Origin of the sequence: Limosilactobacillus reuteri, assembly GCF_034259105.1 — a bacterium.
GTDB classification, from domain to species: Bacteria; Bacillota; Bacilli; order Lactobacillales; family Lactobacillaceae; genus Limosilactobacillus; species Limosilactobacillus reuteri_G.
In genome coordinates, this window is the sequence record NZ_CP139478.1 from 584,723 (window position 1) to 609,855 (window position 25,133).

General features: G+C 39.1%; 22 protein-coding genes and 1 pseudogene. 14 read left to right on the top strand and 9 right to left on the bottom strand.

All coding sequences use genetic code 11. The features are described from left to right. Positions 1 to 282 precede the first annotated feature (282 nt). From SH603_RS03760 to SH603_RS03790, 7 genes and pseudogenes are all read left to right on the top strand, one after another. Positions 283 to 1,413 (top strand): IS30 family transposase, encoded by a 1,131-nt coding sequence (locus tag SH603_RS03760; RefSeq protein ID WP_013923736.1) that lies wholly within the window; start codon positions 283 to 285, stop codon positions 1,411 to 1,413. A gap of 188 nt (positions 1,414 to 1,601) precedes the next feature. Further along, complete coding sequence (locus SH603_RS03765) at positions 1,602 to 2,447, top strand: helix-turn-helix domain-containing protein (RefSeq protein ID WP_169471475.1); 846 nt, start codon at positions 1,602 to 1,604, stop codon at positions 2,445 to 2,447. A gap of 387 nt (positions 2,448 to 2,834) precedes the next feature. Beyond that, entirely contained in the window at positions 2,835 to 4,259 is a 1,425-nt protein-coding gene (locus SH603_RS03770; protein ID WP_419182122.1) for a sugar porter family MFS transporter, read from the top strand. A gap of 12 nt (positions 4,260 to 4,271) precedes the next feature. Further along, positions 4,272 to 5,894, top strand: a pseudogene (locus tag SH603_RS03775) (xylulokinase). 3 nt (positions 5,895 to 5,897) lie between these two features. Then, positions 5,898 to 6,626 carry an L-ribulose-5-phosphate 4-epimerase gene (locus tag SH603_RS03780; RefSeq protein WP_169473332.1) on the top strand — a complete coding sequence of 243 codons (729 nt, stop codon included), beginning with the start codon at positions 5,898 to 5,900 and terminating at the stop codon, positions 6,624 to 6,626. A 53-nt stretch (positions 6,627 to 6,679) separates the two neighbouring features. Further along, the gene (araA, locus tag SH603_RS03785) at positions 6,680 to 8,101 is read left to right on the top strand and encodes an L-arabinose isomerase (protein WP_113896679.1); all 1,422 of its coding nucleotides are present in this window, start codon (positions 6,680 to 6,682) and stop codon (positions 8,099 to 8,101) included. An 85-nt stretch (positions 8,102 to 8,186) separates the two neighbouring features. Next, positions 8,187 to 8,756 carry a sugar O-acetyltransferase gene (locus SH603_RS03790; protein ID WP_321534111.1) on the top strand — a complete coding sequence of 190 codons (570 nt, stop codon included), beginning with the start codon at positions 8,187 to 8,189 and terminating at the stop codon, positions 8,754 to 8,756. Positions 8,757 to 8,844: 88 nt separating this feature from the next. Here SH603_RS03790 and SH603_RS03795 read toward each other — a convergent pair whose 3' ends face one another. Continuing rightward, positions 8,845 to 9,687 carry an aldo/keto reductase gene (locus tag SH603_RS03795; RefSeq protein ID WP_169473328.1) on the bottom strand — a complete coding sequence of 281 codons (843 nt, stop codon included), beginning with the start codon at positions 9,685 to 9,687 and terminating at the stop codon, positions 8,845 to 8,847. After that, positions 9,680 to 10,777 (bottom strand): GntR family transcriptional regulator, encoded by a 1,098-nt coding sequence (locus SH603_RS03800; protein ID WP_169471181.1) that lies wholly within the window; start codon positions 10,775 to 10,777, stop codon positions 9,680 to 9,682. Before SH603_RS03800 ends, SH603_RS03795 begins: the two co-directional genes overlap by 8 nt. Before the next feature lie 141 nt (positions 10,778 to 10,918). On the opposite strand from SH603_RS03800, the gene SH603_RS03805 reads away from it, so the two are divergent. After that, on the top strand, positions 10,919 to 11,842 hold the full coding sequence (locus tag SH603_RS03805; RefSeq protein ID WP_321534112.1) for an IS30 family transposase: 924 nt from the start codon (positions 10,919 to 10,921) through the stop codon (positions 11,840 to 11,842). 105 nt (positions 11,843 to 11,947) lie between these two features. Here SH603_RS03805 and SH603_RS03810 read toward each other — a convergent pair whose 3' ends face one another. From SH603_RS03810 to SH603_RS03825, 4 genes are all read right to left on the bottom strand, one after another. Then, the gene (locus SH603_RS03810; protein WP_003666602.1) at positions 11,948 to 12,436 is read right to left on the bottom strand and encodes a universal stress protein; all 489 of its coding nucleotides are present in this window, start codon (positions 12,434 to 12,436) and stop codon (positions 11,948 to 11,950) included. A gap of 83 nt (positions 12,437 to 12,519) precedes the next feature. Then, positions 12,520 to 12,816 (bottom strand): hypothetical protein, encoded by a 297-nt coding sequence (locus SH603_RS03815; RefSeq protein ID WP_019254211.1) that lies wholly within the window; start codon positions 12,814 to 12,816, stop codon positions 12,520 to 12,522. 305 nt (positions 12,817 to 13,121) lie between these two features. After that, complete coding sequence (locus tag SH603_RS03820; RefSeq protein WP_169473156.1) at positions 13,122 to 14,426, bottom strand: replication-associated recombination protein A; 1,305 nt, start codon at positions 14,424 to 14,426, stop codon at positions 13,122 to 13,124. A 3-nt stretch (positions 14,427 to 14,429) separates the two neighbouring features. Next, positions 14,430 to 14,918, bottom strand: coding sequence for a YueI family protein (locus SH603_RS03825; RefSeq protein WP_321534113.1), 489 nt, complete (start codon positions 14,916 to 14,918; stop codon positions 14,430 to 14,432). 133 nt (positions 14,919 to 15,051) lie between these two features. On the opposite strand from SH603_RS03825, the gene SH603_RS03830 reads away from it, so the two are divergent. Beyond that, positions 15,052 to 15,327 (top strand): hypothetical protein, encoded by a 276-nt coding sequence (locus tag SH603_RS03830; protein WP_113896672.1) that lies wholly within the window; start codon positions 15,052 to 15,054, stop codon positions 15,325 to 15,327. Between the two features lie 220 nt (positions 15,328 to 15,547). Here the strand turns inward: SH603_RS03830 and SH603_RS03835 are convergent, their stop codons facing one another. Together SH603_RS03835 and SH603_RS03840 are read right to left on the bottom strand one after the other, a co-directional pair. Further along, positions 15,548 to 15,955 (bottom strand): VOC family protein, encoded by a 408-nt coding sequence (locus SH603_RS03835; protein WP_321534114.1) that lies wholly within the window; start codon positions 15,953 to 15,955, stop codon positions 15,548 to 15,550. A 24-nt stretch (positions 15,956 to 15,979) separates the two neighbouring features. After that, complete coding sequence (locus tag SH603_RS03840; protein WP_169473157.1) at positions 15,980 to 16,723, bottom strand: fructose permease; 744 nt, start codon at positions 16,721 to 16,723, stop codon at positions 15,980 to 15,982. Between the two features lie 252 nt (positions 16,724 to 16,975). On the opposite strand from SH603_RS03840, the gene yaaA reads away from it, so the two are divergent. The 5 genes from yaaA to SH603_RS03865 all read left to right on the top strand — a co-directional run bounded on the left by yaaA (position 16,976) and on the right by SH603_RS03865 (position 24,414). Continuing rightward, the gene (gene yaaA, locus SH603_RS03845; protein WP_169471184.1) at positions 16,976 to 17,725 is read left to right on the top strand and encodes a peroxide stress protein YaaA; all 750 of its coding nucleotides are present in this window, start codon (positions 16,976 to 16,978) and stop codon (positions 17,723 to 17,725) included. A 115-nt stretch (positions 17,726 to 17,840) separates the two neighbouring features. Next, positions 17,841 to 19,574 (top strand): oxalyl-CoA decarboxylase, encoded by a 1,734-nt coding sequence (gene oxc / locus SH603_RS03850; protein ID WP_321534115.1) that lies wholly within the window; start codon positions 17,841 to 17,843, stop codon positions 19,572 to 19,574. After that, on the top strand, positions 19,567 to 20,901 hold the full coding sequence (gene frc / locus SH603_RS03855) for a formyl-CoA transferase (protein WP_321534116.1): 1,335 nt from the start codon (positions 19,567 to 19,569) through the stop codon (positions 20,899 to 20,901). Before oxc ends, frc begins: the two co-directional genes overlap by 8 nt. Before the next feature lie 228 nt (positions 20,902 to 21,129). Beyond that, complete coding sequence (locus SH603_RS03860; protein ID WP_169473160.1) at positions 21,130 to 22,464, top strand: NCS2 family permease; 1,335 nt, start codon at positions 21,130 to 21,132, stop codon at positions 22,462 to 22,464. Between the two features lie 213 nt (positions 22,465 to 22,677). Then, positions 22,678 to 24,414, top strand: a complete 1,737-nt coding sequence (locus SH603_RS03865) for an IS1182 family transposase (RefSeq protein WP_321534117.1) — start codon at positions 22,678 to 22,680, stop codon at positions 24,412 to 24,414. Here SH603_RS03865 and rpsD read toward each other — a convergent pair. Continuing rightward, a complete protein-coding gene (rpsD, locus tag SH603_RS03870; RefSeq protein WP_003666632.1) occupies positions 24,402 to 25,007 on the bottom strand; it encodes a 30S ribosomal protein S4 in 606 nt (201 codons plus the stop codon). The genes SH603_RS03865 and rpsD overlap by 13 nt on opposite strands. Positions 25,008 to 25,133 lie beyond the last annotated feature (126 nt).

The window sequence follows — 25,133 nt, forward strand, 5'->3', positions numbered from 1 at the left end:
AGTAAGAACAATTTATAATATAATGAAGATACGCAGTTTTTGCAAGCGTTAGACTAGCCTACAGTCACGCTACTTTCAGTACTTTATAACCATCGCGGGGGTGAAGATGGTTATAAGCATTTATTTTTTATAAAATTTATTGCATTTTAATCATAAAAATAGTATTGGTGGATTATAGAATGAAGTTAGCCACCCAGTTGGTGGTAAATAAAAAACGCCATTCGGCGTGACATCAGGTATCATATTAAGTGAACCAAACCTATATGAAAGGATGTCCGTCAAATGACGCACTTAAATGATACCATGTCTACTAGTTTATTGACTACTCATAAAAAGAATGCTCATCTTACTAAAGAAGAACGTGTGATGATTGCGACTTTAAAGTCGCAAGGACTTTCCAATCGCGCAATTGGTCGCCAATTAGGAGTTAATCATCAAACAATTAATAACGAGCTCAACCGTGGTACGGTCCGCCAACTTCGTCGTCAAAAATCTAATGGTAAGATTTACGAATATTCTTACTACATCTATAGTTATGAAGCTGGTCAGGCCACATATCTTGAACATCACCGCCATTCTGGTCGTCGTCGCTTATATTATTCTTCAAAGCAATTTTTACGATTAGCTGATCAGCTAATGCTTGGTGAGTTTGACGACCACCATTACTCCCCACAAGCGGTTATTTATAAGGCTCGAGATTTAATGAATGATGGCACCCTGATCCCAAAGTCGGTTGTAACTTTATATCAATGGATTAATGAGGGTGTGCTTCGTACGTCCAATTTAGACCTCTTTGAAAAACCTAAACGTAAGCATCATCGAACTCATCCGCAAGCTAAAAGGTGCTTAGGGCCTAATATTGCTCAACGACCTCAAACTGCGGACCAACGGTCCGAAATTGGCCATTGGGAACTAGATACAGTTCAGGGACAGAAAAACGGTAATGACAGTGTTGTACTAGTAATGACTGATCGCCTTTCACGAGTTAATATCACGAGTAAAATTGCTGGTAAAACTGCGCATGCAGTAAATCAGTTCTTTATAAATTTACGCCAGAAAATGGGCACAGATGCTTACTATCGCATCTTTAAGACAATAACCTCTGACAACGGTTCAGAATTTAGTGAGTTAACACAAGTTCACGATCATGTTTTCTATGCTGATCCGTATTCCCCTTGGGAACGTGGATCCAATGAGATCAATAACCGGTTTCTCCGCAAGGAGATTACCAAAGGTGAAGCTATAAATAACTATAGTAGTGCTCAGATCATAGCGACTAATGATTGGATGAATCACTATCCACGAGCTATGTTTAATGGACATTCGTCAATGGATATCTATCGTAAGGCCTTCTACCAAGAGATATCACAGCTCCATCAACCAATAATCAATTGGTCAGTATTATTTATTTGAGTCCAGTGGCTAACTTATTCTTGAAATTTAGGTAAAAATAGTATTGATTTATTTTGCGTCTATAATAAAAGACCTAGGTAAAATCAAAGTAATTTTTGTTGCTAATGGTGGTATAATACGATTGGCAATGGTACAGTTCATAGAGTACATATTTTATATTCAACAATTATGATTAAGGAAGGTAAACAATGAGACTACGAGGAGACGTATTAAAACAAATTCGTCGCAAGCGTGGATTGTCCCAAACGGCTTTAGCTGAAGGGATTTGTACTCAAGCGACAATCAGCCTAATGGAAAAACAAAATCGCTTACCCAAAATGGATATTTTAACGGCAATATGTGAACGCTTAAATATTTCTTCTGATCGAATTGTCGAAAATGAAGTTAGTGGAATTAATGAAACATTCAACCAAATTGTTGATAATTTGATTTCCCGCAATTTTGAAGATGCTTCAGCACTTTTGAAGAAGGTTCATGTAAAAAATTTAGAAAGTGATTTTGATAAACAACGTTACTACTATCTAGTAGGAATGGTTCAAGTTGAAAATAATCAAATTGATGAAGCTATTTTTAATTTTGAACTTGTTTTAACCCAATTTGCTACTACTAGTGCTAATATTTATTTAGCCATGACAACTGCAGGAATGGCACTTGCTTACTTAAAACGTGGTGATAAAGAACGGGCAGCACGGTTAACTAACCGGTCTGTAAAACTGATTGACAATAAAAAATTGATTGGGAGCCTTCATCAATGGGCATCAATTGATTGTCAAATTGCAGCATTATATCTTCAACTTGAAGATCCTGATAATGCTATTGAAGTTGCTAATAAGGGAATTGAACTTTGTCGGGAACATGATTCATTATTCTTATTAGATGAACTATATCTTTGTATAGGTCGTAGCCACATCCTAAAGAACGACAAGGAAGAAGCTAAAAAAGCATTAAAGATTGCTGAAAGCCTTAGCATTGCTCGTAATGGATCAGTAGCGGAAGATACAATTTTACTAGAGTTAAAGAATCTAGAAATTTAATTAAAATAGGTGTAACTGAAAAACGAAGCTGAGAGATGATTGATATGTCTTAGCTTCGTTTTTTAGTATAAATTTCAATATTTATCCGTATAAATAATTAATAAAAACTTAATTGATTATTAAAGACTAATTCCAGTTTATGTGAATTAAACGAGAATTAGTCTTTTTTGGTAGTAAAAAATAAAAATATTTTTCACATGCATAACTGCTTCTAAATACAAGATAGACATGAAATTGTTAAATGTATAAAATGATTTTCCACAATTGGTTATGACTAATTTTAAATAATTCACTTGATTTATACGTACAAATATTCTATAGTAATAATCGTTCAATGAAAGCGCGTTCATGTTCATAAAAACTATTACTTTTTAATTTTTAAGGAGGATGAATGTAATGGCTAAAGCCGAGAAGAAAATATCAAGTGCATTTATCTACTTCTTCGGATCATTTGGGGGCATCCTATTTGGTTACGATATCGGTGTTATGACTGGTGCCTTACCTTTCTTGCAAGCTGATTGGCACCTTGAAAATGCGGCTTCTCTCGTTGGTTGGATTACTTCAGCAGTTATGTTTGGGGCAATCTTCGGGGGCGCATTAGCCGGACAGCTTTCTGATAAGTTTGGTCGGCGGAAAATGATTTTAATGTCTGCAATTGTATTCATGGTATTCTCCGTTTTATCTGGTGTTTCACCAGACATGGGCGAAGCAAGTGCCTACTATCTGATTATTGTTCGGATGCTTTTAGGTTTAGCGGTTGGGGCTGCGTCAGCCTTGGTACCAGCCTATATGTCCGAAATGGCACCAGCTAAAGCGCGTGGACGTTTATCTGGACTTAACCAAACAATGATTGTTTCCGGAATGTTATTGTCATATGTTGTTGACTTCCTATTGAAAGACCTTCCTGGTGAATGGGCATGGCGTCTTATGTTAGGATTGGCAGCTGTTCCTGCTTTAATCTTATTCCTTGGTGTTCTTCGTTTGCCAGAATCTCCACGGTTCTTATTGCGTAAAGGTGATGAAGCACAAGCACGGAAGGTTCTTTCTTACATTCGTAAAAATCCAGCTGAGATTGACCAAGAATTAGCAAGTATTAAAGAAACTGCTAAAGAAGAGCGACAAGCAAATCAAAAGACAAGTTGGTCAACCTTATTCAATGGCAAGTATCGTTACCTAGTTATTGCGGGGGTTGGGGTTGCAGCCTTCCAACAATTCCAAGGTGCAAACGCGATCTTCTACTACATTCCATTAATTGTTCAAAAAGCAACTGGCCAAGCTGCATCTTCAAACTTAATGTGGCCAATTGTTCAAGGGGTTATCTTAGTTGTTGGTTCCCTAGTTTACATGTGGATTGCTGATAAATTTAACCGGCGGACATTGTTGATGGTTGGTGGTGCTGTCATGGGACTTTCCTTCATTCTTCCAGTCGTTATTAATTGGATGATGCCAAATATGAATCCGATGACAATTGTTGTGTTCTTATGTATCTATGTTGCTTTCTACTCCTTCACATGGGCTCCGTTAACATGGGTGCTTGTTGGTGAAATCTTCCCACTAGCTATCCGGGGTCGTGCCTCTGGTTTAGCTTCATCATTTAACTGGATTGGATCATGGTTAGTTGGTCTTATCTTCCCAATTATGACGGCAAGTATGCCACAAGAAGCTGTTTTCGCGATCTTCGGAATTATCTGTATCTTAGGAGTTATCTTTGTTAAGACTTGTGTTCCAGAAACTCGTGGTCACACTCTTGAAGAAATTGAAGAGCAAGGAACAAACCATGGTCGAGTAAAGGCCAGCAATCCTGAAAACTAGGAGGAATACTCTATGAATTTACGTGAAACAGCGACACAAATAAAAAATGGTCAGGCTTCACTAGGAATTGAGTTAGGCTCTACCCGAATTAAAGCAGTCTTGATTAATCTAGATTTTGAAACAATCTCTTCTGGGAGTTATACCTGGGAAAACCAATTGAAAGACGGGATCTGGACATACCCGCTGGATCAAGTTTGGGAAGGGATTCAAGCTGCTTATGCCAAGATTAAGGCAGATGTCCAAAGCAAGTACCATGTGAGCTTGGATGAAATTAGTTCAATTGGTGTCAGTGCCATGATGCATGGGTACCTACCATTTGATAAAAATAACCAATTGCTTGTTCCATTTAGAACCTGGCGGAATAACATCACTGAGGAATCCGCAGATAAGTTAACTGATTTATTTGATTTTAATATTCCACAACGATGGAGTATTGCTCACCTCTACCAAGCAATTTTGAACAAGGAACCGCATGTTGAAGACATTGATTTCATTACAACTTTAGCTGGTTATGTTCACTGGAAACTTTCGGGTGAAAAAGTTTTAGGAATTGGAGACGCCTCAGGAGTATTTCCAATCGATGATCAAACATTAACTTATCGTCAAGACTTTATTGACAAGTTCAATTCATTACCAGAAGTTGAACAATACCTATGGAAACTTAAGAATATTTTGCCTGCCGTCCTTGTAGCTGGCCGTGATGCTGGGCACTTAACTGCTGATGGAGCGAAATTACTTGATCCAAGTGGAACTTTACAAGCTGGTAGTTTGATGGCCCCTCCAGAAGGGGATGCAGGAACTGGAATGGTTGGGACTAACAGTGTTCGAAAACGGACAGGAAATATTTCAGTTGGAACTTCAGCCTTCTCAATGAATGTGTTGGATACTCCATTAAAGAAACTCCACCGTGATATTGACATTGTTACTACGCCAACTGGTGATCCAGTAGCCATGGTTCACATCAATAATTGTTCTTCTGATATCAACGCCTGGGTTGGATTATTTAGAGATTTTGCTAATGCAATTGGAGCCAAGATCGATACCAATACGCTTTACGAGACCCTATTTGATTCAACGGTTCACTCCGACCCAGATGCTGGTGGATTGATTAATTATAGTTATCTTTCTGGTGAAAATATCACCAAGATTCAAGAAGGACGTCCCTTATTTGTTCGTACTCCAAATAGTAAGATGAACCTCGCTAACTTCTTCCTTACTTAACTCTATGCAGCGTTTGCGCCATTGAAGATTGGGATGGACATCTTGCTAAATGAAGAACATGTTCAAACCGATGTCATGGTTGCACAAGGGGGACTCTTTGGGACACCAGTTATTGGGCAACAAGTTTTGGCTAATGCCTTAAATATCCCAATTACAATCATGAATACTGCCAGTGAAGGTGGACCATGGGGAATGGCGGTTCTTGCTAAGTACGCTGAGACGTACGTAAAAGAATCCCTAGCAGATTACCTTGACGAAAAAGTCTTTAAGAATCCAGAAAGTATGACCCTTACACCAGAACCTGCTGGTGTAAAAGGATATGAAAGCTTTATTACTCGTTACCAAGCAGGCTTACCTGTTGAAGCATTAGCCGGTGATGACATTAAAGAACGTGAAGAGAAAGAGAGTAAATAGTACATGTTAGAAGAGTTAAAGAAAGAAGTTTATGAAGCAAATATGCGGCTTCCTAAACTAGGCCTTGTTTCCTTTACATGGGGCAATGTTTCAGGGATTGACCGTGAAAAAGGATTGTTTGTTATTAAACCTTCTGGAGTTCCATATGAAGAGATGAAGCCGGAAGACATGGTTGTTGTCAACTTGGATGGTGAGATAGTCGAGGGTGACTTGAATCCATCCAGTGATACTCCTACTCACACTTACCTTTATAATCATTTCCCAAAGATTGGTGGAGTTGTTCATACTCATTCACCATGGGCAGTAGCGTTTGCAGCTGCACGGATGGATGTTCCAGCAATGAATACCACTCACGCTGATACTTTCTATACTGATGTCCCAGCTGCTGATGCTTTGACGAAGGAAGAAATTGAAGAAGACTATGAAGGTAATACAGGAAAGGTAATCGTTCGTTCATTCAAGGAACGGGGTTTGGACTATGAAGCAACCCCAGCGGCATTAGTAATGCAACATGGTCCATTTACCTGGGGGCCAACACCTGACAAAGCAGTTTATAATGCGAAGGTGTTAGAAGTTGTGGCAGAAGAAGATTATCATGCAATGCAATTAACGCACCAAGACCTTCACTTACCTCAATACTTGTTGGACAAACACTATTACCGCAAGCATGGTGCGAATGCATATTACGGACAAAATAATGCGCATTCAAAAGATCATGCAGCTCACGCTTAATTAATTTGGTAGCTACATTTAAAAACTTTTTAGGATAAAAGGAGTGTAATCTCATGGATATTAAGAATTACGAATTTTGGTTTGTTACTGGTAGTCAATTCCTTTACGGTGAAGAACAATTAAAGTCAGTTGCTGCTGATGCTGAAGATATTGTTAATAAGTTAAACGAAAGTGGTAAGTTGCCTTACAAAGTTGTCTTCAAGGGTGTGATGACAACTGCTGAAAGAATCACTAAGTTTATGAAGGAAGCTAACTACAATGACAACGTTGCCGGTGTTATGACGTGGATGCACACCTTCTCACCAGCAAAGAACTGGATTCGGGGAACTAAGCTTTTACAAAAGCCACTGCTTCACTTAGCAACTCAATACTTGAACAAGATTCCATATGACACCATTGACTTTGATTACATGAACTTAAACCAATCAGCTCATGGTGACCGTGAATATGCTTACATTAACGCTCGTTTACAAAAGCATAACAAGATTGTTTACGGCTTCTGGGGAGATGAAGAAGTTCAAGAAGAAATCGCTGACTGGCAAAATGTTGCGGTTGCTTACAACGAAAGCTTTAACATTAAGATTGTTCGTTTTGGTGATACAATGCGGAACGTTGCCGTTACTGAAGGTGACAAAGTTGAAGCCCAAATGTTCCTTGGCTGGACTGTTGACTACTGGCCAGTAAGTGACTTAGTAGAATATATAAATGGTATCAGTGAAGAAGAAATTGATGCTGCTTACAAGGACTTAGCAAGTCGTTACGAAATGGTCCAAGGTGATAATACTAAGGAACACTATGAACACTCAGTTCGTTACCAACTTCGTGAATATCTTGGTTTGAAGAAGTTTATGGATGAAAAAGGCTACACTGGCTTTACCACCAACTTTGAAGACTTGCATGGCCTTGAAGAATTACCTGGGTTAGCTGCTCAATTATTGATGCGTGATGGCTACGGCTTTGGTGCTGAAGGTGATTGGAAGTCTGCCGGAATGGATCGCTTATTGAAGATTGCTGCTGATAATGTTGCTACTGCCTTTATGGAAGACTACACATTAGACCTTCGTCCAGGTCACCAAGCAATTCTTGGTTCACACATGCTTGAAGTTGACCCAACAATTGCTTCAGATAAGCCACGGGTTGAAGTTCACCCATTAGACATTGGTGGTAAAGATGACCCAGCACGGTTAGTATTTACTGGTCGTGAAGGTAAGGCTGTCGATGTTACCCTTTCATACTTCAACGATGGTTACAAGGTTATTGGTTACTCAGTTGATTGTCACAAGCCAGAAGCTGAAACGCCTCATCTTCCAGTTGCTAAGCAGTTATGGACACCAACTGTTGGCTTAAAGGAAGGTGCCGAACGCTGGATGCATGCTGGTGGTGGTCACCATACAATCTTGAGTTTCAGTTTGAAACCACAACAAATTAAAGATCTTTTCGGAATGTTAGATGTTAAAGTTGATTTTATTGAATAGTTAATTTTAATCAAAAATCCTCAAAATGGTTCTACTCGGCAAACCTCGAGACGAGTAGAACCATTTTTTCTCAGGAGATGGAAAAATGAAAACTGAAAAAGAGAAAATGCTAGCAGGAGAAGTTTTTAACGTTTACGATCCCGAATTAGTTAAAGAGCGCCAATATGCCCGCCAATTAGTTGAGCGCTTTAATGCTTTTGGCGAGATGAATCTGACTGCAAGCAATACTGTGATTCGTCAATTGTTTGGACACGTTGGCGAAAAGTGTGAAGTTCATCCGCAATTCAAATGTGATTATGGTTATAACATTTATGTAGATGATGATTTTTTCACTAATTATGATTGTGTCATGCTTGATGTCAGTCCAATTCGGATTGGGAAGCATTGTTTATTGGGACCGCGAGTGCAGATTTATACTGTCAATCATCTCTTGGATCCACGATTACGACGCAATGGAGTTTATGGCCAAAGTAAGGATGTCATTATTGGGGATGATGCGTGGATTGGTGGCGGGGCAATTATTTGTCCAGGTGTAACTTTGGGTAATAATGTAATTGTTGGTGCTGGAAGTGTAGTGACAAAGTCGTTTGGTGAGAATGTTGTGATTGCGGGTAATCCAGCACGAATCATTAAAGAGAATCCATATGTAGAATAATTGATTATTTCCCGGGTTATTTTTAATGCAAAAAGGGAACCAAGATATGGTCATGTGATGGCCGTTATCTTGGTTCCCTTTATCATTCTTAATATTTAAGGTTATATTCGTAAACTAGTGCTGGTTCTTTACCGACACGTGTAAAGTTATTTAAGTTATTAATAGCAGTCATTTCCTCGTTGCTTAATGTGAAGTCATAGATGTTAATATTTTGCTTGATTCGCGCTTCATGAACTGACTTTGGAATGAAGGCGATCCCGCTTTGCAAATGCCAGCGGAGGACAACTTGAGCAGCAGACTTATGATGGTTAGCAGCGATTTTATTGAGGAGTGGGTTATTAAGGATGGTTCCACGCCCAAGCGGACTCCACGCCTGGGTAACAATATCATGTTCCTTATCGTATTGGAGCAATGGTTGTTGGTTTAGGCGAGGATGACGTTCGATTTGATTAATAACGGGCATCTCATGCGCTTGAGTAGCAAGATACTGAAGGTGAATCATTTGATAGTTACTAACACCGATTGAACGGGTCAGCCCTTCCTTTTTTAATTCTTCAAGGGCTGACCAAGTATCAAAGAAAGCTCGCTCAATTGGCCAATGAATAAGTAAAAGGTTAACATAATCAAGCTTCAACTTTTGAAGGGAGTCTTTAACAGAGGCAATTGTTTGCTTAAACCCTTGATTAGGTTCAGATACTTTTGTGGTAATAAAAAGATCCTCACGAGGTAAACCAAGCTCCTGTAAGGCATTTCCAACCTCTGCTTCGTTTTTATATAATTGCGCGGTATCAAAAAGACGATAGCCAGCATCATAGGCATACCTTATCGCGGAGGTAATCGTACTTTGATCAGTAATTTTATATAAGCCGAATCCTTCTTGAGGCATTAATTGCCCATCAGCAAGTAATAATTGTTTTACATCGTTATTCATTGGAATTCTCCTTTGTAATAAGCGGAGCAGTCGATTGTCCCTTAATTATCGTTGGGGTATAAATTTTTGAAGTGACTTCTTCGCCTGCAATCATTTTTAAGATCATTTTCCCAGCATCTTCACCTAGTTGACGTTTGGGGTGATTAGCTGTAGTGAGGCTAGGGGAGATAATTTGCGCCATTTCATAGTTATCAAAACCTATTACTGAAATATCAGTCGGCACTTGTTTTCCCTGTTTCTGAAGATGACTAATAACTCTAGTTGCAAGGCGGTCATTATAGCAGGCAATCGCAGTAATATCATTATTACTATTAAGCATCATGTCGACTTTTTTGATAATATCTTCATAGTCTTCGCTTGATTGGTACATAATAACATTTGATTTAGTGGTGGGGATATTGTTACCTTGATAGGCTTTGATCATTCCAGCCATGCGGTCAACGCCTTGTTGATCATCTATTTGGAATACTCCTAAAATATTAGTATGTCCAAGGCTAAAGAGGTATTTTACCAAATTCTCCTCTGCTTCCCGGTCTTTTGTCAGTAAAGAAGGAAAATTAAAGCCAGGATAAGTAGAGTGAAATAGGATTGTTGGAATTTTATATTTCTGGACTTGCCGATAAAGATCTAAGTTAGGATTAGGCATGGCGCTTTCAGTCGGCTCAATAATTAACCCAGCGATTTGAAGATCCAACATATTTAAGATTGTTTGGCGTTCGCGTTTATGGTCATTAAGCGTATTTCCGACAATCATTGAGTAACCTTGTTCTGTTACCACACTATCAATTCCAGAAATGATTGGAGGGAAGATATAGTCAGCCATATGAGTACTGATTACCCCAATGATTTTATTCTTTTCACTTTTTGTCCAATCGCGTTGCCAGTCTTGAACAAACATTCCACCACCCTGAATACGGTAAATATAGTGTTCGTTTTCAAGGTCACCAACAGCGCGACGAATTGTATAACGTGATACATTAAAACGTTTCATTAAGGCACTTTCAGTTGGCAGTTTTTCATTGATTTTATATTTTCCATCAATAATTTCGTTTCGTAAAGTTTGCTTTACTGCTTCATATTTCACTTCCAATGCTTTGCGCTCCTATCTTAATAAAATTAGTTTTGAATATGGTAGATTGTAAAATTTAAGTTGAACATATTAGTGGACATAAAAACCCATAAAGGTCTTTAATGGTGTCACCACAACATTCCATTAGAAAGAAGGACCTTTATGGGCACCACTATTTTATCATTTGAAGACCGTGTTGTCATCGAAACTCTTCGTTATGAAAACCGCTCCCTTAAATACATCGCTGATTACCTTGGCTTCAGTAAAACCACGATCTTTAATGAGGTTCATCGTTTGACTGGTGAATATCACGCAGTTAAAGCTCAAGCTGATCATGAAGCTAAACTTAGTCATCGTGGGCGTAAAACCATCTTAACGACTAACCTCAAGCGATTAATTGAAGAAAAGATTAAGATCCAAAAATGGTCGATTGAACAAGTGGCTCATGTAGTTAGAATCGCCTACAAGACCATCTACAACTGGATTGATCAAGGAGTATTGGATATTGGCGTGGCTGATTTACCTGACCATGGAATTCGCCGCCGACGAGCCAAAGAAACCCGTGGGACTTTTAGCCATGGACGTTCCATTGAAGATCGTCCCGCTGAAGTTATTGACCGTCATACCTCAGGTCACTTTGAAGCAGATACAGTTTTATCTGGAAAGCGTAAAGGTCAAGCAATAGCTACGTTTGTCGAGCGTAAGAGTCGTCTTACCATCGTTAAACGGCTTCAGGGACGAGATAGTACCTCAATGACCAAGGCCATTTTAGAATTAGCTAATCAGTTAGAAGATAATCTCAAGACCCTTACTGTTGACCATGGGAAAGAATTCGCTAACTACAAGCTAATTGAAGAGCAGGCCAGGTTCCCCCTCTACTTTGCGCATGCTTATTCTCCACATGAACGAGGCAGTAATGAGAATCGCAACCGAGTACTACGACGCTTTATCCCCAAAGGTCAACCGATTGAGGAAATCACTGATGATGAGTTAATTCAAATCAACTGGTATTTGAACTCCAGACCACTCAAATGCTTAAACTGGCGAACGCCGATTGAAGTCTTTTTACTTAATCTACGTCACTAAATTTGTTCAAGTTATTTCTTGCAATCTGCCATATATAAAAAATGCTCCATATAATTAGCAACCCGCTAACGCTTATGAAGCATTTGATTGATTTTATCTTGATATTTAGAACCGACGCTTCTTTGGATTTTCGATTGGCTTGTTATCCAAATCGGTCCGTACTACTAGAACATCGCAAATGGCTGTTCGAGTAACAAATTCGGTAACAGAACCGATCAAAATTCGTTCAACAGCGTTTAGCCCAGTAGCACCAATCATGATGAGGTCAGCACCCATTTCCTTTGGCATGTCCCGAGCAATAATTGTCTTTGGAGCACCATATTCAATGGAGTAACTAGCATTTTCAACACCGTGCTCTTTAGCATAGTCGATGTACTTGTCTAAAGTCTTCTTTGCAGTTTCTGTAACTTGTTCAACCATTGAAGTATCGAAACTAGAAATGTTTTGGAATGCACGTGTGTCAACAACGTGAAGCAAACGTAATTCGGTGTCTGCACCATTACGTTTTGCTACAGCAACAGCTTTCTTAAAAGCCAATTCAGCTTCTTTAGAACCGTCAACAGGAACTAAAATGTGTTTGTATTCTTGTGCCATAATTGTAGTGCCCTCCTGAAATCTTTATATTGTATACTTATTATACACTTTTTCACTATTGAGCGTAAAGCGCCTACGAAATATTACTTGCGATGATTTACGCGAAAATCAGCAGTAATTGCGAAAGCCATTAATGTTTCGCTGACACAGCCGATGATTACCATAATAACTAGGAAGCCGGTATTGTTTGTCCATCCGGAAATGATGCTTAGAATCCCGACAATAGTCATCACAATTCCCCAATTTTTTAATTGTGGAGCTAGATATTTGCTTTTAGTAGGGTCAAAAACAAGAAATGGCTTATGGATGTGAGTTAAGAGGAAGATTCCTTCAAAAAGAGCAATCAAACCAAACAGGGTCATTAGAAGTGGTAACAACATAAAAATCCATCCTATCTATAATGAAATTAAAATGAGGGTGAGAAAAAGCAAAAATCTTTCTCACCCTCACTAAATATGTACGAAAACTCCGTTGGTGCCGTTAATTGTCATTCAGTGTTGACCTGTGTTTAAGACAGGTGGGACACGGCTGCCTAATATTCAACTACCAAGTGTAAAGGCATGTTGTCCAAAAGGCAATGCACTAGTCCCAAAGTAATAAGACTGTAAGGCAAATCTGCGTTTAGACAACGCGTACACTACAGAATTTTCACTTTTATAATAGCATTTTTAAGTGGTTGGTGCAATTATTTGCTCGGATGATGTTTACCTCGTAAAGTACGCTGTTGAGCCTTCCGTAATTGCCAATATTGTCGGCCCAAACTAGCTTCAAAACGACCATTATTTTTGGGTTGGTAGTATTGGGCATCTTTAATTCGGTCAGGCAAATATTGCTGAGCTACCCAATCTTGAGGGTGGTCATGAGGATAAGCATAATCTATCCCGTGCCCTAGCTTAGCAGCTCCTTTATAATGGGCATCTTTAAGGTGAGCTGGAACGTCACCAAAGCCACCTTGACGGACCTGAGCAAGAGCTTCATCAATTGCATTAATTCCCGAATTGGATTTTGGTGACAGGCATAGTTCGATAACAGCATCTGCTAAGGGGATTCGTGCCTCTGGAAAGCCCACTCGTTCTGCAGTTTGAACTGCCGTAACAGCTCGTTGCACGGCAGGCATATTCGCAAGTCCAATATCTTCGTAGGCTGTGACCATTAGGCGCCGTGCAATAATAGGAAGATCGCCAGCTTCAATTAACCGAGCAAGATAGTGGAGTGCCGCATCAGTATCTGACCCGCGAATAGACTTTTGAAAGGCTGAGATGACATCATAATGAGCATCGCCATCTTTATCAGCGGATAGCGCCTTTTTCTGGACGCTTTCTTCAATAATCGGTAGCGTAAGATGAATTTTCCCATCTTCACTTGGATCAGTTGATTTGGCAGCAAGTTCTAATCCATTTAAGGCACTTCGAAGATCACCATTGGTCGCTGCTACTAGTTGGTCCTCAGCGTTTTCTTCAAGGACTAATGGTAGATTACCTAGACCGCGTTCTTTATCAACTAATGCACACTGGATAGCGGTCTTCATTTCATCAGTTGAAAGTGGGTGAACTGGGAAAATTTGCGTCCGACTGCGAATGGCGGGATTAATACTAATATATGGATTTTCTGTTGTCGCCCCGATAAGGATAATTCGTCCGTTTTCGAGGTGCGGAAGAAGAAAATCCTGTTTTACTTTATCTAATCGATGGATTTCGTCGAGTAGTAAAATCACCGTTCCGCTCATCTTAGCTTCTTCTGCGACGATTTGTAAATCCTTTTTTGTATCAGTTGCCGCATTTAGTTTTCGAAAAGCATATTTAGTTGAACCAGCAATCGCACTAGCAATGCTGGTCTTACCAGTTCCGGGAGGACCGTATAGAATCATTGAAGAAAGCATTTTTGCTTTAACCATGCGTGAGATGATTTTACCTGGTCCGACAAGGTGTTGTTGACCGACCACTTCATCTAACGTTCGCGGCCGCATTCGATAAGCAAGTGGTTGTTGCATATATTAGCCACGATCCTTTCTATGGAAGAGATGGTGGAAAAAACTTTGATGTTGATCATTGTTTTTTTCAGTCGTACTATTATTTGAATTTACCAGATTGGGATATCGTTTTTTGACGTCGACTGGTGATTGGTAAACAACTGTTTTTGCCGCTACGACAACTGCTAATGAATCTGGGTCAATTTTATATTCCGGATCAGTTTTTAATGTAAATTGAGCATTATCTTTAGCAGCAGTTTGAATGTATGGATGAATTTCGTCGTGAGGGAGATTACCGTTGATAAAAACAAGGTTGCCAATTCCACGATCTAACTCGGCAGTTAATGCCGGTGTCCAATCTTGTTCATGTAGTTCTTGAACACTAATTGTTAGACAGACGCGTTCACGGAATGTTCCGAGGTATTTTTGCTGTTCATCAGGCTTGATTTTTGGTGTACCGTAAACAGCATTGTCGATTCGCTGTTGAGCAGCACTTTTTTCTTGTTCAGACATATTGAACGCCTCCTTATCATGCAATTGTAACACGAAATGCAGAAAACTATATTTCTTGATAATGTTATAATTTTTGTTATATCATGACTATGAAAAAACAAAAGTAGGCTAACATATAAGGGAAGTGATTATTATGTTTAGTGCAGTATTTTGGGTTTTAGCATTTTGGTTTATTGTCAATCTAGTCTGGACAATTGCGCGTCTTAATAATCGGATGATGTCAAGAACGTTTGCCTGGATAAATGTAGTGGCAGTAGTAATTGGCTTTTGGACGTTTTACGCTGCCAGCAATGGCGGGGGCGGAATTGCTCCTTGGTTTCGGTTGATGAATTGGACTAACATTGTTCTTGCCATTTTTCAATTTTATAATGGATACCGCCCACATCAATATGGTGGTAAAAAATCATAGGTCTAATTAAAAAATCTTATAAAAAGGCGAGGCTGGGAGAAAACTTTTGTTTTCTCTCAGCCTCAACTGCTTTTATGAACAATAGTAAGATAACGTGGAAAATAATCACAAGGCTTGAGTCTAAGTACGAACGATAATCAGCCTGTGCCGTGCCAATCACCGTTCTATCCTTAGCCCACCGCCTTGTCGAGGAGATTATTTTCCACTCCCCTTTGGTGTTTTATTTTACAATTTCACAGAATTCGATTGTTTCACTGTTAGGACCTTCAATGTTGAAGAACTTAATTCCCTTATCCCAGAAGTCAAGGTGTTGAACCTCATCGTCCTTTAGTTTGAAACCTTCAGCCTTAGCAGCCTTGAAAGCCGCGTCAGCATTACTAGTATTAAGGGAAATGTGGTTAATAGCACCTGTTTCGTGAACGGCACCGTCACCAGTCCAGATTTCTAAAGTGAGGTGGCCATATTGCATGAAAACAACTTCATTTCCTTGGTCATCAGTATCAAATTCACCAAGCTTTTTGAAACCAAGCTTTTCCCAAAAAGCAATTGTTTTTGCCATATCATCGGTTGGAATCCCAATGTGTTGTACAGCGTCAAAGTAACCTGCTAAACTCTTGTTAAATGCCATAATAAAATCACTCCTGTATAAATTTTAATTACCAATATCAAGTGCTTGGTGCTTTAATTTAGGGAAGATATAACGGTCTGCCCAACCAGTAATTGCACCTTGGAAGGCAAGGGCAAATAATGTTCCTAATCCAAAGTTATAAATACCGCCTTGCATGAATGCAGCGATAATTGCCATAATTGTTGGTGGAATGTATGATAACCACATCGCAATTGTTGCGTTACCATGGCAATAACGGAAACGAATAATTTGGAAAAGGTCATCAGCGGGGTGTAACACGAGGTTGACACGCTGATAAATTGAAATGGCGGTTCCGATGAAAGCAACCCCTAAGAAGTTAATGAAAACATATGGGATAATCATCGGTAAAGTAGTGGCGTCCGGCATAATTCGGTTAAAGATGTCAGAGAACCACTGGATAAAAATAGAAAATGGCAACATGAAAATAAAATTACCACCAATTCGTCGCCAGTCCCACTTATGCATCAAAATTGCGTTGAGGACAGAAGTTAACATCCCTAAGACCATGAAAGCCCAGAAAAGGGTCATTGAATTATTCCCTAAAACGGCAATCCCTAGGTTGTTTTCTGCGGCTGTCCAATAAGCGGAGCCAAGAAATTGTGGGTGGACGTGTGAACTTGTAACAAGTGTTAGGACGTTCCCCATTGAGTTAATAACAATTGATAGTGCAAAGTATGCCCAACTAGCAGTTAATGAAATTGTTCGCTCGGCAACTTGACCTTGTACTGGAACTTTTTCTTGTTCCATTTATATTCTCCCTTCCAACTTGACCAATCATTTGGTGAAGTTATTCACTTTCTCTCTACGATGAATTAATTTACAACCATCAAAAAAGCTTGTCAAGCGCTTCACAAGCTGAAATGACGGGATTTATCCTATACCAAAATTATTGAAACGATTTACTGAAAGCGTAATCATTAAGTGGGCGTAGGAAACATAAATCTAATTAGACCAATTAGCTGAAAAAGCTTACAAAAAAATTTTGAAAGGATGAGATATGTGAAAATAATCATTTCTCCAGCACGAACAATGCAAGTTGATACCGACTCCTTACTTTACAAAGATTTGCCGAAATTTCTTCAGCAGACAAAAGACATTTTAGGGTGGATGAGGAGTTTATCTTATGATGAGTTACACAAAGTATGGGGAAATTGCAGCTCGCGTTTAGCGATGAAAAATTATCAATGGCTCCAACAAATGGATCTTCAACGAAAGCTGACGCCAGCAATTATTGCCTTTACTGGTCTGCAATATCAATATATGGCGCCAAGTGTTTTCTCAGATGATGGGCTGAAATACGTTCAAGACAATTTACGGATATTATCAGGATTTTATGGTATTTTACGGCCGTTTGATGGAATAATACCTTATCGCTTAGGGATGGGTGACATGGCGCCAGTAAATGGATATAAGAATCTTTATGACTTTTGGGGAGAACAACTTTATCGTGAACTCTATAAAAATAATGATTTAGTAATTAGCTTAGCCTCGGTCGAATACGAAAAGGCAATTACTCCTTATCTACAAACTCAAGATCGATTTATCAAATGTATTTTTGGCGAAGAAATAGATGGAAAGATAAAACAAAAAGCAACATTAGCTAAAATGGCTCGTGGGAATATGGTGCGATATTTAGCAGAAAATCAAATTCAAACAATTGAAGGCGTCAAGCAGTTTAATATCGGCGGTTACCATTTTCGGGAAGATCTGTCTACTGATGAAAAATTAGTTTTCGAACTAGTAAAGTAAAAGTAATCATATTATTTGCCAATCTTTTTGAATTGTCTTATAAAAGAATTGTATACAAAACTATCAACAGTGCACTGATTCTATTAAATTTTTAATGATAGAAGGGAGTCAAATTATGGTAGGCGATTCTTTAAATAAGACAGGTGCCAATTTATTAATCAAGGCCTTGCAAGAGAATAATATTAACCGGATGTATGGAATAGTTGGAATCCCGGTAACCGATTTAGCGCGGCTCGCTGAATTACGCGGAATGAAATATTATGGTTTTCGCCGTGAAGATTCAGCAGTTAATGCCGCCGCGGCAACTGGTTACTTAACGCAAAAACCTGGCGTTGCATTAACTGTTTCAGCACCCGGTTTTTTGAATGGATTAATAGCTTTAGCTCAAGCTACTAAGAATTGTTTTCCGTTGATTATGATTTCAGGTTCGTCTGAACGCCATATTATTGACTTATCACAGGGCGATTATGAAGGTCTTGACCAATATAATGCGGCGAAACCCTTCTGCAAAAAAGCTTATCGGGTTGATCGAGCAGAAGATATGGGATTAGCTGTTGCAAGAACAATTCGGACAGCAGTTTTAGGCCGCCCTGGTGGTGTTTATCTTGATATTCCAGCTGACACAATTGTTCAAGAAGATGATGCTGCTGATCAATCTAATTTGGGAGTTTATAAGTTAGTTGATCCCGCCCCTAAACAGGTACCTAATGATGAAGCAATATTACGAGCGGTTGATTTAATTAAGAATGCCAAAAAGCCCCTTATTATTTTAGGAAAAGGAGCTGCCTATGATCGGACCGAAAAACAAGTGCAACAATTAGTAGCTGAAACGAATATTCCATTTTTGCCAATGTCGATGGCAAAAGGGCTAATTCCAGATGATAGTCCTCATTCTGATGCAGTGGCTCGTTCTCTTTCACTACAAAATGCCGATGTAGTAATTGTAATTGGTGCCCGTTTAAACTGGATGCTTTCATATGGGGATGCCCCACAATTTAACCCGCATGCAAAATTTGTTCAGCTAGACATCGATGCCACGCAGTTTGATTCCTCACAGCCAATTAGCGCCCCGCTCCAAGGAGATCTTAAGTCGATTTTTGGTAAATTGGTTCCAGCGCTATTGGCAACTGGATATCAAGCGCCAGAAGCATGGTTAGAGCAAATTGCGCAAGATACTGAGAAAAATGACAAAAAGTTTGCGCAACGAATTGCTAATGGTAAAGTAGCACAAAAATTTGGCTATTATGGAGCGATTGCGCCTATTGCTGAATACTTCCAACAACACCCAGACACCTATCTAGTCAGTGAGGGGGCTAATACGCTTGATATTGGACGCGATATGATTGGAATGCAGCTCCCCCGTCATCGGCTCGATACGGGAACTTGGGGTGTCATGGGCGTTGGCCTTGGTTATACAATTGCTGCGGCGGTTGAAACAGGAAAACATGTTGTTGCGCTTGATGGCGATAGTGCATTTGGTTTTGATGGGATGGAGATTGAAACGATTTGTCGATATAAGTTGCCGATTACGGTCGTTATTATCAATAATGGCGGAATTTATAACGGGATCGGCCAAGTTGTTCCCAATCAACTTGGGCCAACTACTCTTGATCCAACTGCAAGGTATGATTTAATGGCTAAGGCCTTTGGTGGCGATAATTATTTTGTAAGTAATTACGATGAGATGAAAAATGTCTTTGCAAGAGCTGTTGACTCGGGACGCCCAAATATTATTAATGTTCAAATTGCACCATCGATGGGAAAAGAATCTGGCCATATTGGGAATCTAAATCCAAAGCTTAATTTACAACCACTTGAAGAAAATGAGAGGAGCCATCATAATGACTGAACAAAGTGAAAATGCACCATTAAAAGGAATTAAAGTTGTGGACTGGACACAGGTTCAATCGGGGCCTTCCTTTACTCAGCTTTTAGCATGGCTAGGAGCGGAAGTGATTAAAATTGAACGGACTAATACCGGAGACCCAACTCGTAATGAGCTGCTTGATATTAAAGATTCATGGAGCCTTTATTATTTACAATTAAACGCAAATAAAAAATCATTAACTCTTGATATTAAAACCCCAGAAGGTCAAAAAATAATGTATGACTTACTCAAGAAGGCTGATGTCTTTGTGGAGAATATCAGGCCTGGTGCGGCGACTAGGGCAGGTTTTGGCTGGGAAAAAGTACACGAATTAAATCCACGTTTAATCATGGCCTCCTTAAAAGGATTTAATAAGGGATCACGTTTTGCCAATGTAAAAGCCTTTGAACCTGTTGCGCAATCTGCTGGTGGTGCGGCTTCAGCAACGGGATGGAATGAAGGAAGTGCAAATATCCCAACACAGTCAGCAGCTGCATTAGGAGATTCTAACTCTGGAATGCATTTAACGATTGCAATTTTAGCTGCTTTGCTACAACGAGAGCACACTGGTAAAGGGAGCTATGTTTATCAATCAATGCAGGATGCGGTTATTAACCTCTGTCGAATTAAATTGCGGGAACAATTGATGTTAGATAATCTCGGAGCATTGCCATTTTATGCAGTCTATCCTAACTATAAATGGGGAAAAGCAATTCCTAGGTCCGAAAATAGTGAAGGTGGACAAGTGATTGGCTGGACTTATAAGGCAAAAGGTTGGGGAACGGATCCTAATGCCTATGTTTATATTGTTATTCAAAATAAAAACAAAAGCTGGGAGACAATTGCTAATACGATGATGGGGCATCCTGAATGGGCTACTGATGAACGCTTTAAGGATTGGGAACATCGCCAGCTCCATAAGCAAGAAATTTACCCCTTGATTGAATCGTATACCAAGAATTACGATAAGTATGAGTTAACTAAAAAACTTGGAGAGGCTGGTATACCAGTCGGCCCGGTTTTAGATTGGCATGAACTCGAAAATGATCCAGATTTAAATGAAGATGGTAGCCTGGTTAAGATTAATCAGGGAGAAAATCGCGGCGAATTTAAGACAGTGGGGATGCCGTTTACGATGTCAAACTATAAGCCAACCTATAAACGTGCCCCAGATCTTGGTGAAAATAATAAGGAGATTCTATCTTCGCTTGGTTATGATCCGGAACAAATTGAAGAATTAGTAGCTAAGGGCGTAATCTCAAAAGTAGAAAAGCCTCATAATCCGCGGACAAAAGTTATTAAGGATTAACTGTGATTTATGCTGATAAGAGAAAAGAGATCGGAAAATTGAATTTTTCGGTCTCTTTTACATCTTTAAAGCTATCTTAGCTTTCTGCATTGTTCGCTTTTTGCGGATATTTATATTAGTTTCTAGGTTGTTTTTAGAATTATTTGTGATATAAAACGAATATTGGTGTTGAAAATTAGATGATTATATGCAATAATCGCACTATAATATTTATTTGGGGTGTGTATTTTGGAAGAAACACGAACAATCGACTTTTTCGACCGAACTTTTCATTTGTCAGAGAATAATACGAATATTAAACAAGAATGTTTAGCTGGATTGACGACTTTTGTTTCAATGGCCTATATTCTTTTTGTTAATCCAAGCGTACTAGGAGTAGCCGGAATGGATAAAGGGGCGGTTTTTACTGCAACTGCTTTATCAGCAATTATTGGATGTTTTTTGATGGGAATTTTGGCTAATTATCCAATTGCGATTGCTCCGGGATTAGGTGATAATGCTTTCTTCACTTATTCGGTTGTATTAGCAATGGGAATTCCATGGCAAAAGGCAATGGCTGGTGTTTTTGTTGCCTCTGTCTTGTTTACGATCTTGTCTTTCCTTAAAGTGCGGGAGATTGTAATTAATGCTATTCCTAAAGACTTGAAATACGCAATGGCTGCGGGGATAGGAATATTTATCTCTTTTGTTGGTTTGCAGGGTGGTGGAATCATTGTTTCAAGTAAATCATCACTAGTTGAATTAGGATCGCTAACAGTTCCTACAACCTGGATTACAATCTTTGGGATTTTCTTGATTGCAATTTTAATGGTCAAAAAGGTTCCAGGAGCAATTTTTATCGGCTTAGTTGCAACAACGCTTCTTGGCTTATTAACGGGATTGGTTAAGATGCCGGATCATCTAATTTCAATGGCTCCTAGTTTAGAACCAACTTTTGGGGTGGGAATTAAGTTCTTGCCAACAATGACTGATCCAAAGATGTGGGCTGTTGTCTTAATCTTCTTATTGGTAGCTTTCTTTGACACTGCTGGAACCTTAGTTGGGTTAGCCCAAGAAGCAGGATTAATGAAAGATAATAAAATGCCCCGTATTGGTCGTGCTTTAATGGCCGATTCGCTTTCGATGTTAGGAGGGGCGGTAATGGGAACGACTCCAACTTCTGCCTATGTTGAATCCTCAGCCGGTATTGCGGTTGGTGGAAAAACAGGTCTGACTGCGATTGTAACGGGAACGCTTTTTATTTTAAGTATGGCTTTTTCTCCTTTACTCGAAGTTGTTACTACTCAAGTGACCGCCGCTGCTTTAATTGTGGTCGGAGTATTGATGGTTTCCGCCTTGAAAGATATCGAATGGGATAAATTTGAAATTGCACTGCCGTCATTCTTGGTTGCTATTGGAATTCCGCTAACTTATAACATTTCTTATGGGATTGCATTTGGTTTTCTTACGTATCCGATCTTAATGGTTGCCGCAGGACGCCGCAAAGAAATAAACGTTGTGATGTGGAGTATGTTCTTTGTTTTTATTGCATTGCTGTATATTTTGAATGTTTTGCCGAAATAAAAAACACCCTAAGATTGTTGAACTTAAACGATCTTAGGGCGTTTTGGTTTAGAGTGATACATAAAAAGAGGCCGGGGAAAAACTCCTAGTTGAAAATAAAAATCCGTACAATGAATTCTACAAAGATTCATTGTACGGATTTTTATGTACACAGGAAATCGTTCCTGATATGATGTAATTACCCCTAAAAACAAACAAAGAGGAGCGATTTTCATGTATCAAAATTATATCACAGTGCAAACAGAATTCGTACTAAATTATGATTATAATGTTCCATCAAGACATATTGTACGTATGATTGATGCTTTTGTAGATTCGATTCCACAAGAAATTTTATTGGATGACAAAGTAGCGACTACCGGTCGCCCACTTTCTCATCCAGCGATTATGCTTAAAATTTTATTATTTGCCTATTCACGTCAAACTTATTCTGGTCGGAAAATTGAGTTGATGCTTGAAGGGAATTTACCAATGCGTTGGTTGGCACGTGATCATACCTATAGTTACCATACAATTAATAATTTTCGCCAAAGTCAACAAGCTAATAATTTAATCAAACGTTCTTTTGTGTACTTTACGATGGCATTAAAGGATCACGGACTAATTCAAGGTGATGCTTTCTTTATTGATGGGACAAAGCTTGAGGCAGATGCCAATAAGTATTCATTTACTTGGCGTCGAGCTGTTGAAAAATATCATGCAAAATTAAAAGAAAAAACAATCAAACTTTACGAAGATTTAGTCGAAAAACGGGTAGTTAAAGCGATGAGTCCAGAACTAGTGGAAACCGCTAATGGAATGGCTCTTATGGCTGAAAATATTGATGATAAAATCAGTGAATTGAATGAAGAAATAGCTCAAGAACCTAAAGTAATCAAGGGTGGTTCAGTTAAGAAACGACGACGCCGTTTCTTAAAAAAGATTCATCGACAATTAAAAGAAGACTTTATACCTCGTGCTAATAAGTATGAAGAAGCAGAAGATATTTTTAAGGGCCGCAATAGCTTTTCAAAAACAGATCATGATGCCACATTCATGTGTATGAAAGAAGATCCAATGAAAAACCGAGAATTGAAACCTGGATACAACTTACAAATCGCTACCCACAATCAATTTGTTCTTGATTATGCCTTATATTCTAATCCGACAGATACTAGAACATTAGTACCATTTCTTGCTCAATTTCATTCTTTAGATTTCTTTGATCATATCGTGGCTGATGCAGGGTATGGTAGTGAATATAATTACACGACAATTATTGATCAGTTTGAAAAACAGCCTGTTATTCCATATACGACTTACCAAAAGGAACAGAAACGAGAATACAAAACTGATCCAACTAAATCACAAAACTGGCAATATAATGCCGAAGATGATTATTATATTGACCATCTAGGAGTTCGTTTTAGTTTTTATCGTTACAGTCGAAGAATTGATAAATATGGATTTAAACGTGATTTTAAACTTTATCGGGCAGATAAACATCAATTATCAGTACAATTAGATCAATTAGCGAAAACACCAAGTGGACGTCAACGCTATATGCAAGTTAATCCAACTTGGAATTACTATAAAGCTAAAGTTAAAGCAACCCTCTCAAGTGACGAAGGTAAGGCAATTTATCGTCGACGTAAGTACGATGTTGAACCCGTTTTCGGTCACATGAAGAGGGATTTTGGCGTACGCCGAACACATTTACGTGGGCAACGCGCTGTGGAAAATGACACCGGATTTACACTAATGGCTATGAATTTAACAAAATTGGGAAAGTTAGTAGCTCAAGCAGGGACAAAATTAATTAAAAAAGGAAAAATCCGAACCATAATTTCTGGAAAATCAAAAATTATGGTTCGGATTTTAATATTCAGAGGAAGGAATTTAATAGTTAATTCCCAGCCTCCTTTTTTAGAGTTGAACCAACAAGTAATACCTAGTGATTACTTGTTGTAGAATTCAACGATAAGAGCTTCATCAATATCAGCGTTCATATCTTCACGTGCTGGAATGCGGTTAAGCTTACCTTCAAGCTTGTCGGCATCAAAGTCAACGTATGAAGGACGAGAAACAACAGCTTCCACAGCGTTCTTGATGATGTCTAAGTTCTTAGACTTGTCACGAACGGCGATGATTTGACCAACCTTAACTTCGTATGATGGAATGTCAACACGCTTCCCATCAACAGTGATGTGACCGTGGTTAACTAATTGACGAGCTTGACGACGAGTAGTAGCTAAACCAAGACGGTAAACCATGTTATCAAGACGACGTTCAAGCAATGCCATAAAGTTGGCACCGTGAGTACCTTCCTTAATCTTGCCGGCACGAACGAAAAGGTTTGAGAATTGACGTTCAGTCATACCGTACATAAAACGTAGCTTTTGCTTTTCACGTAATTGTGTACCATATTCTGAAAGCTTACCGCGACGATCACGACCGTGGTCACCAGGAGCGTAAGCCCGACGTGCTAATTCTTTACCAGTACCTGAAAGTGAAACGCCAAGACGACGTGAAACACGCCAACTTGGACCAGTGTAACGAGACATAAATAAATTCCTCCAATAATTTTAGTTGGAGTAAAATAATCCGATTGTGAGCTTGGCATTCGTGCAGGCTGATTTGAATCTTTCACCCTAGCAGCCGGGTTACTAAAAACACCGCTTGGCACCAGT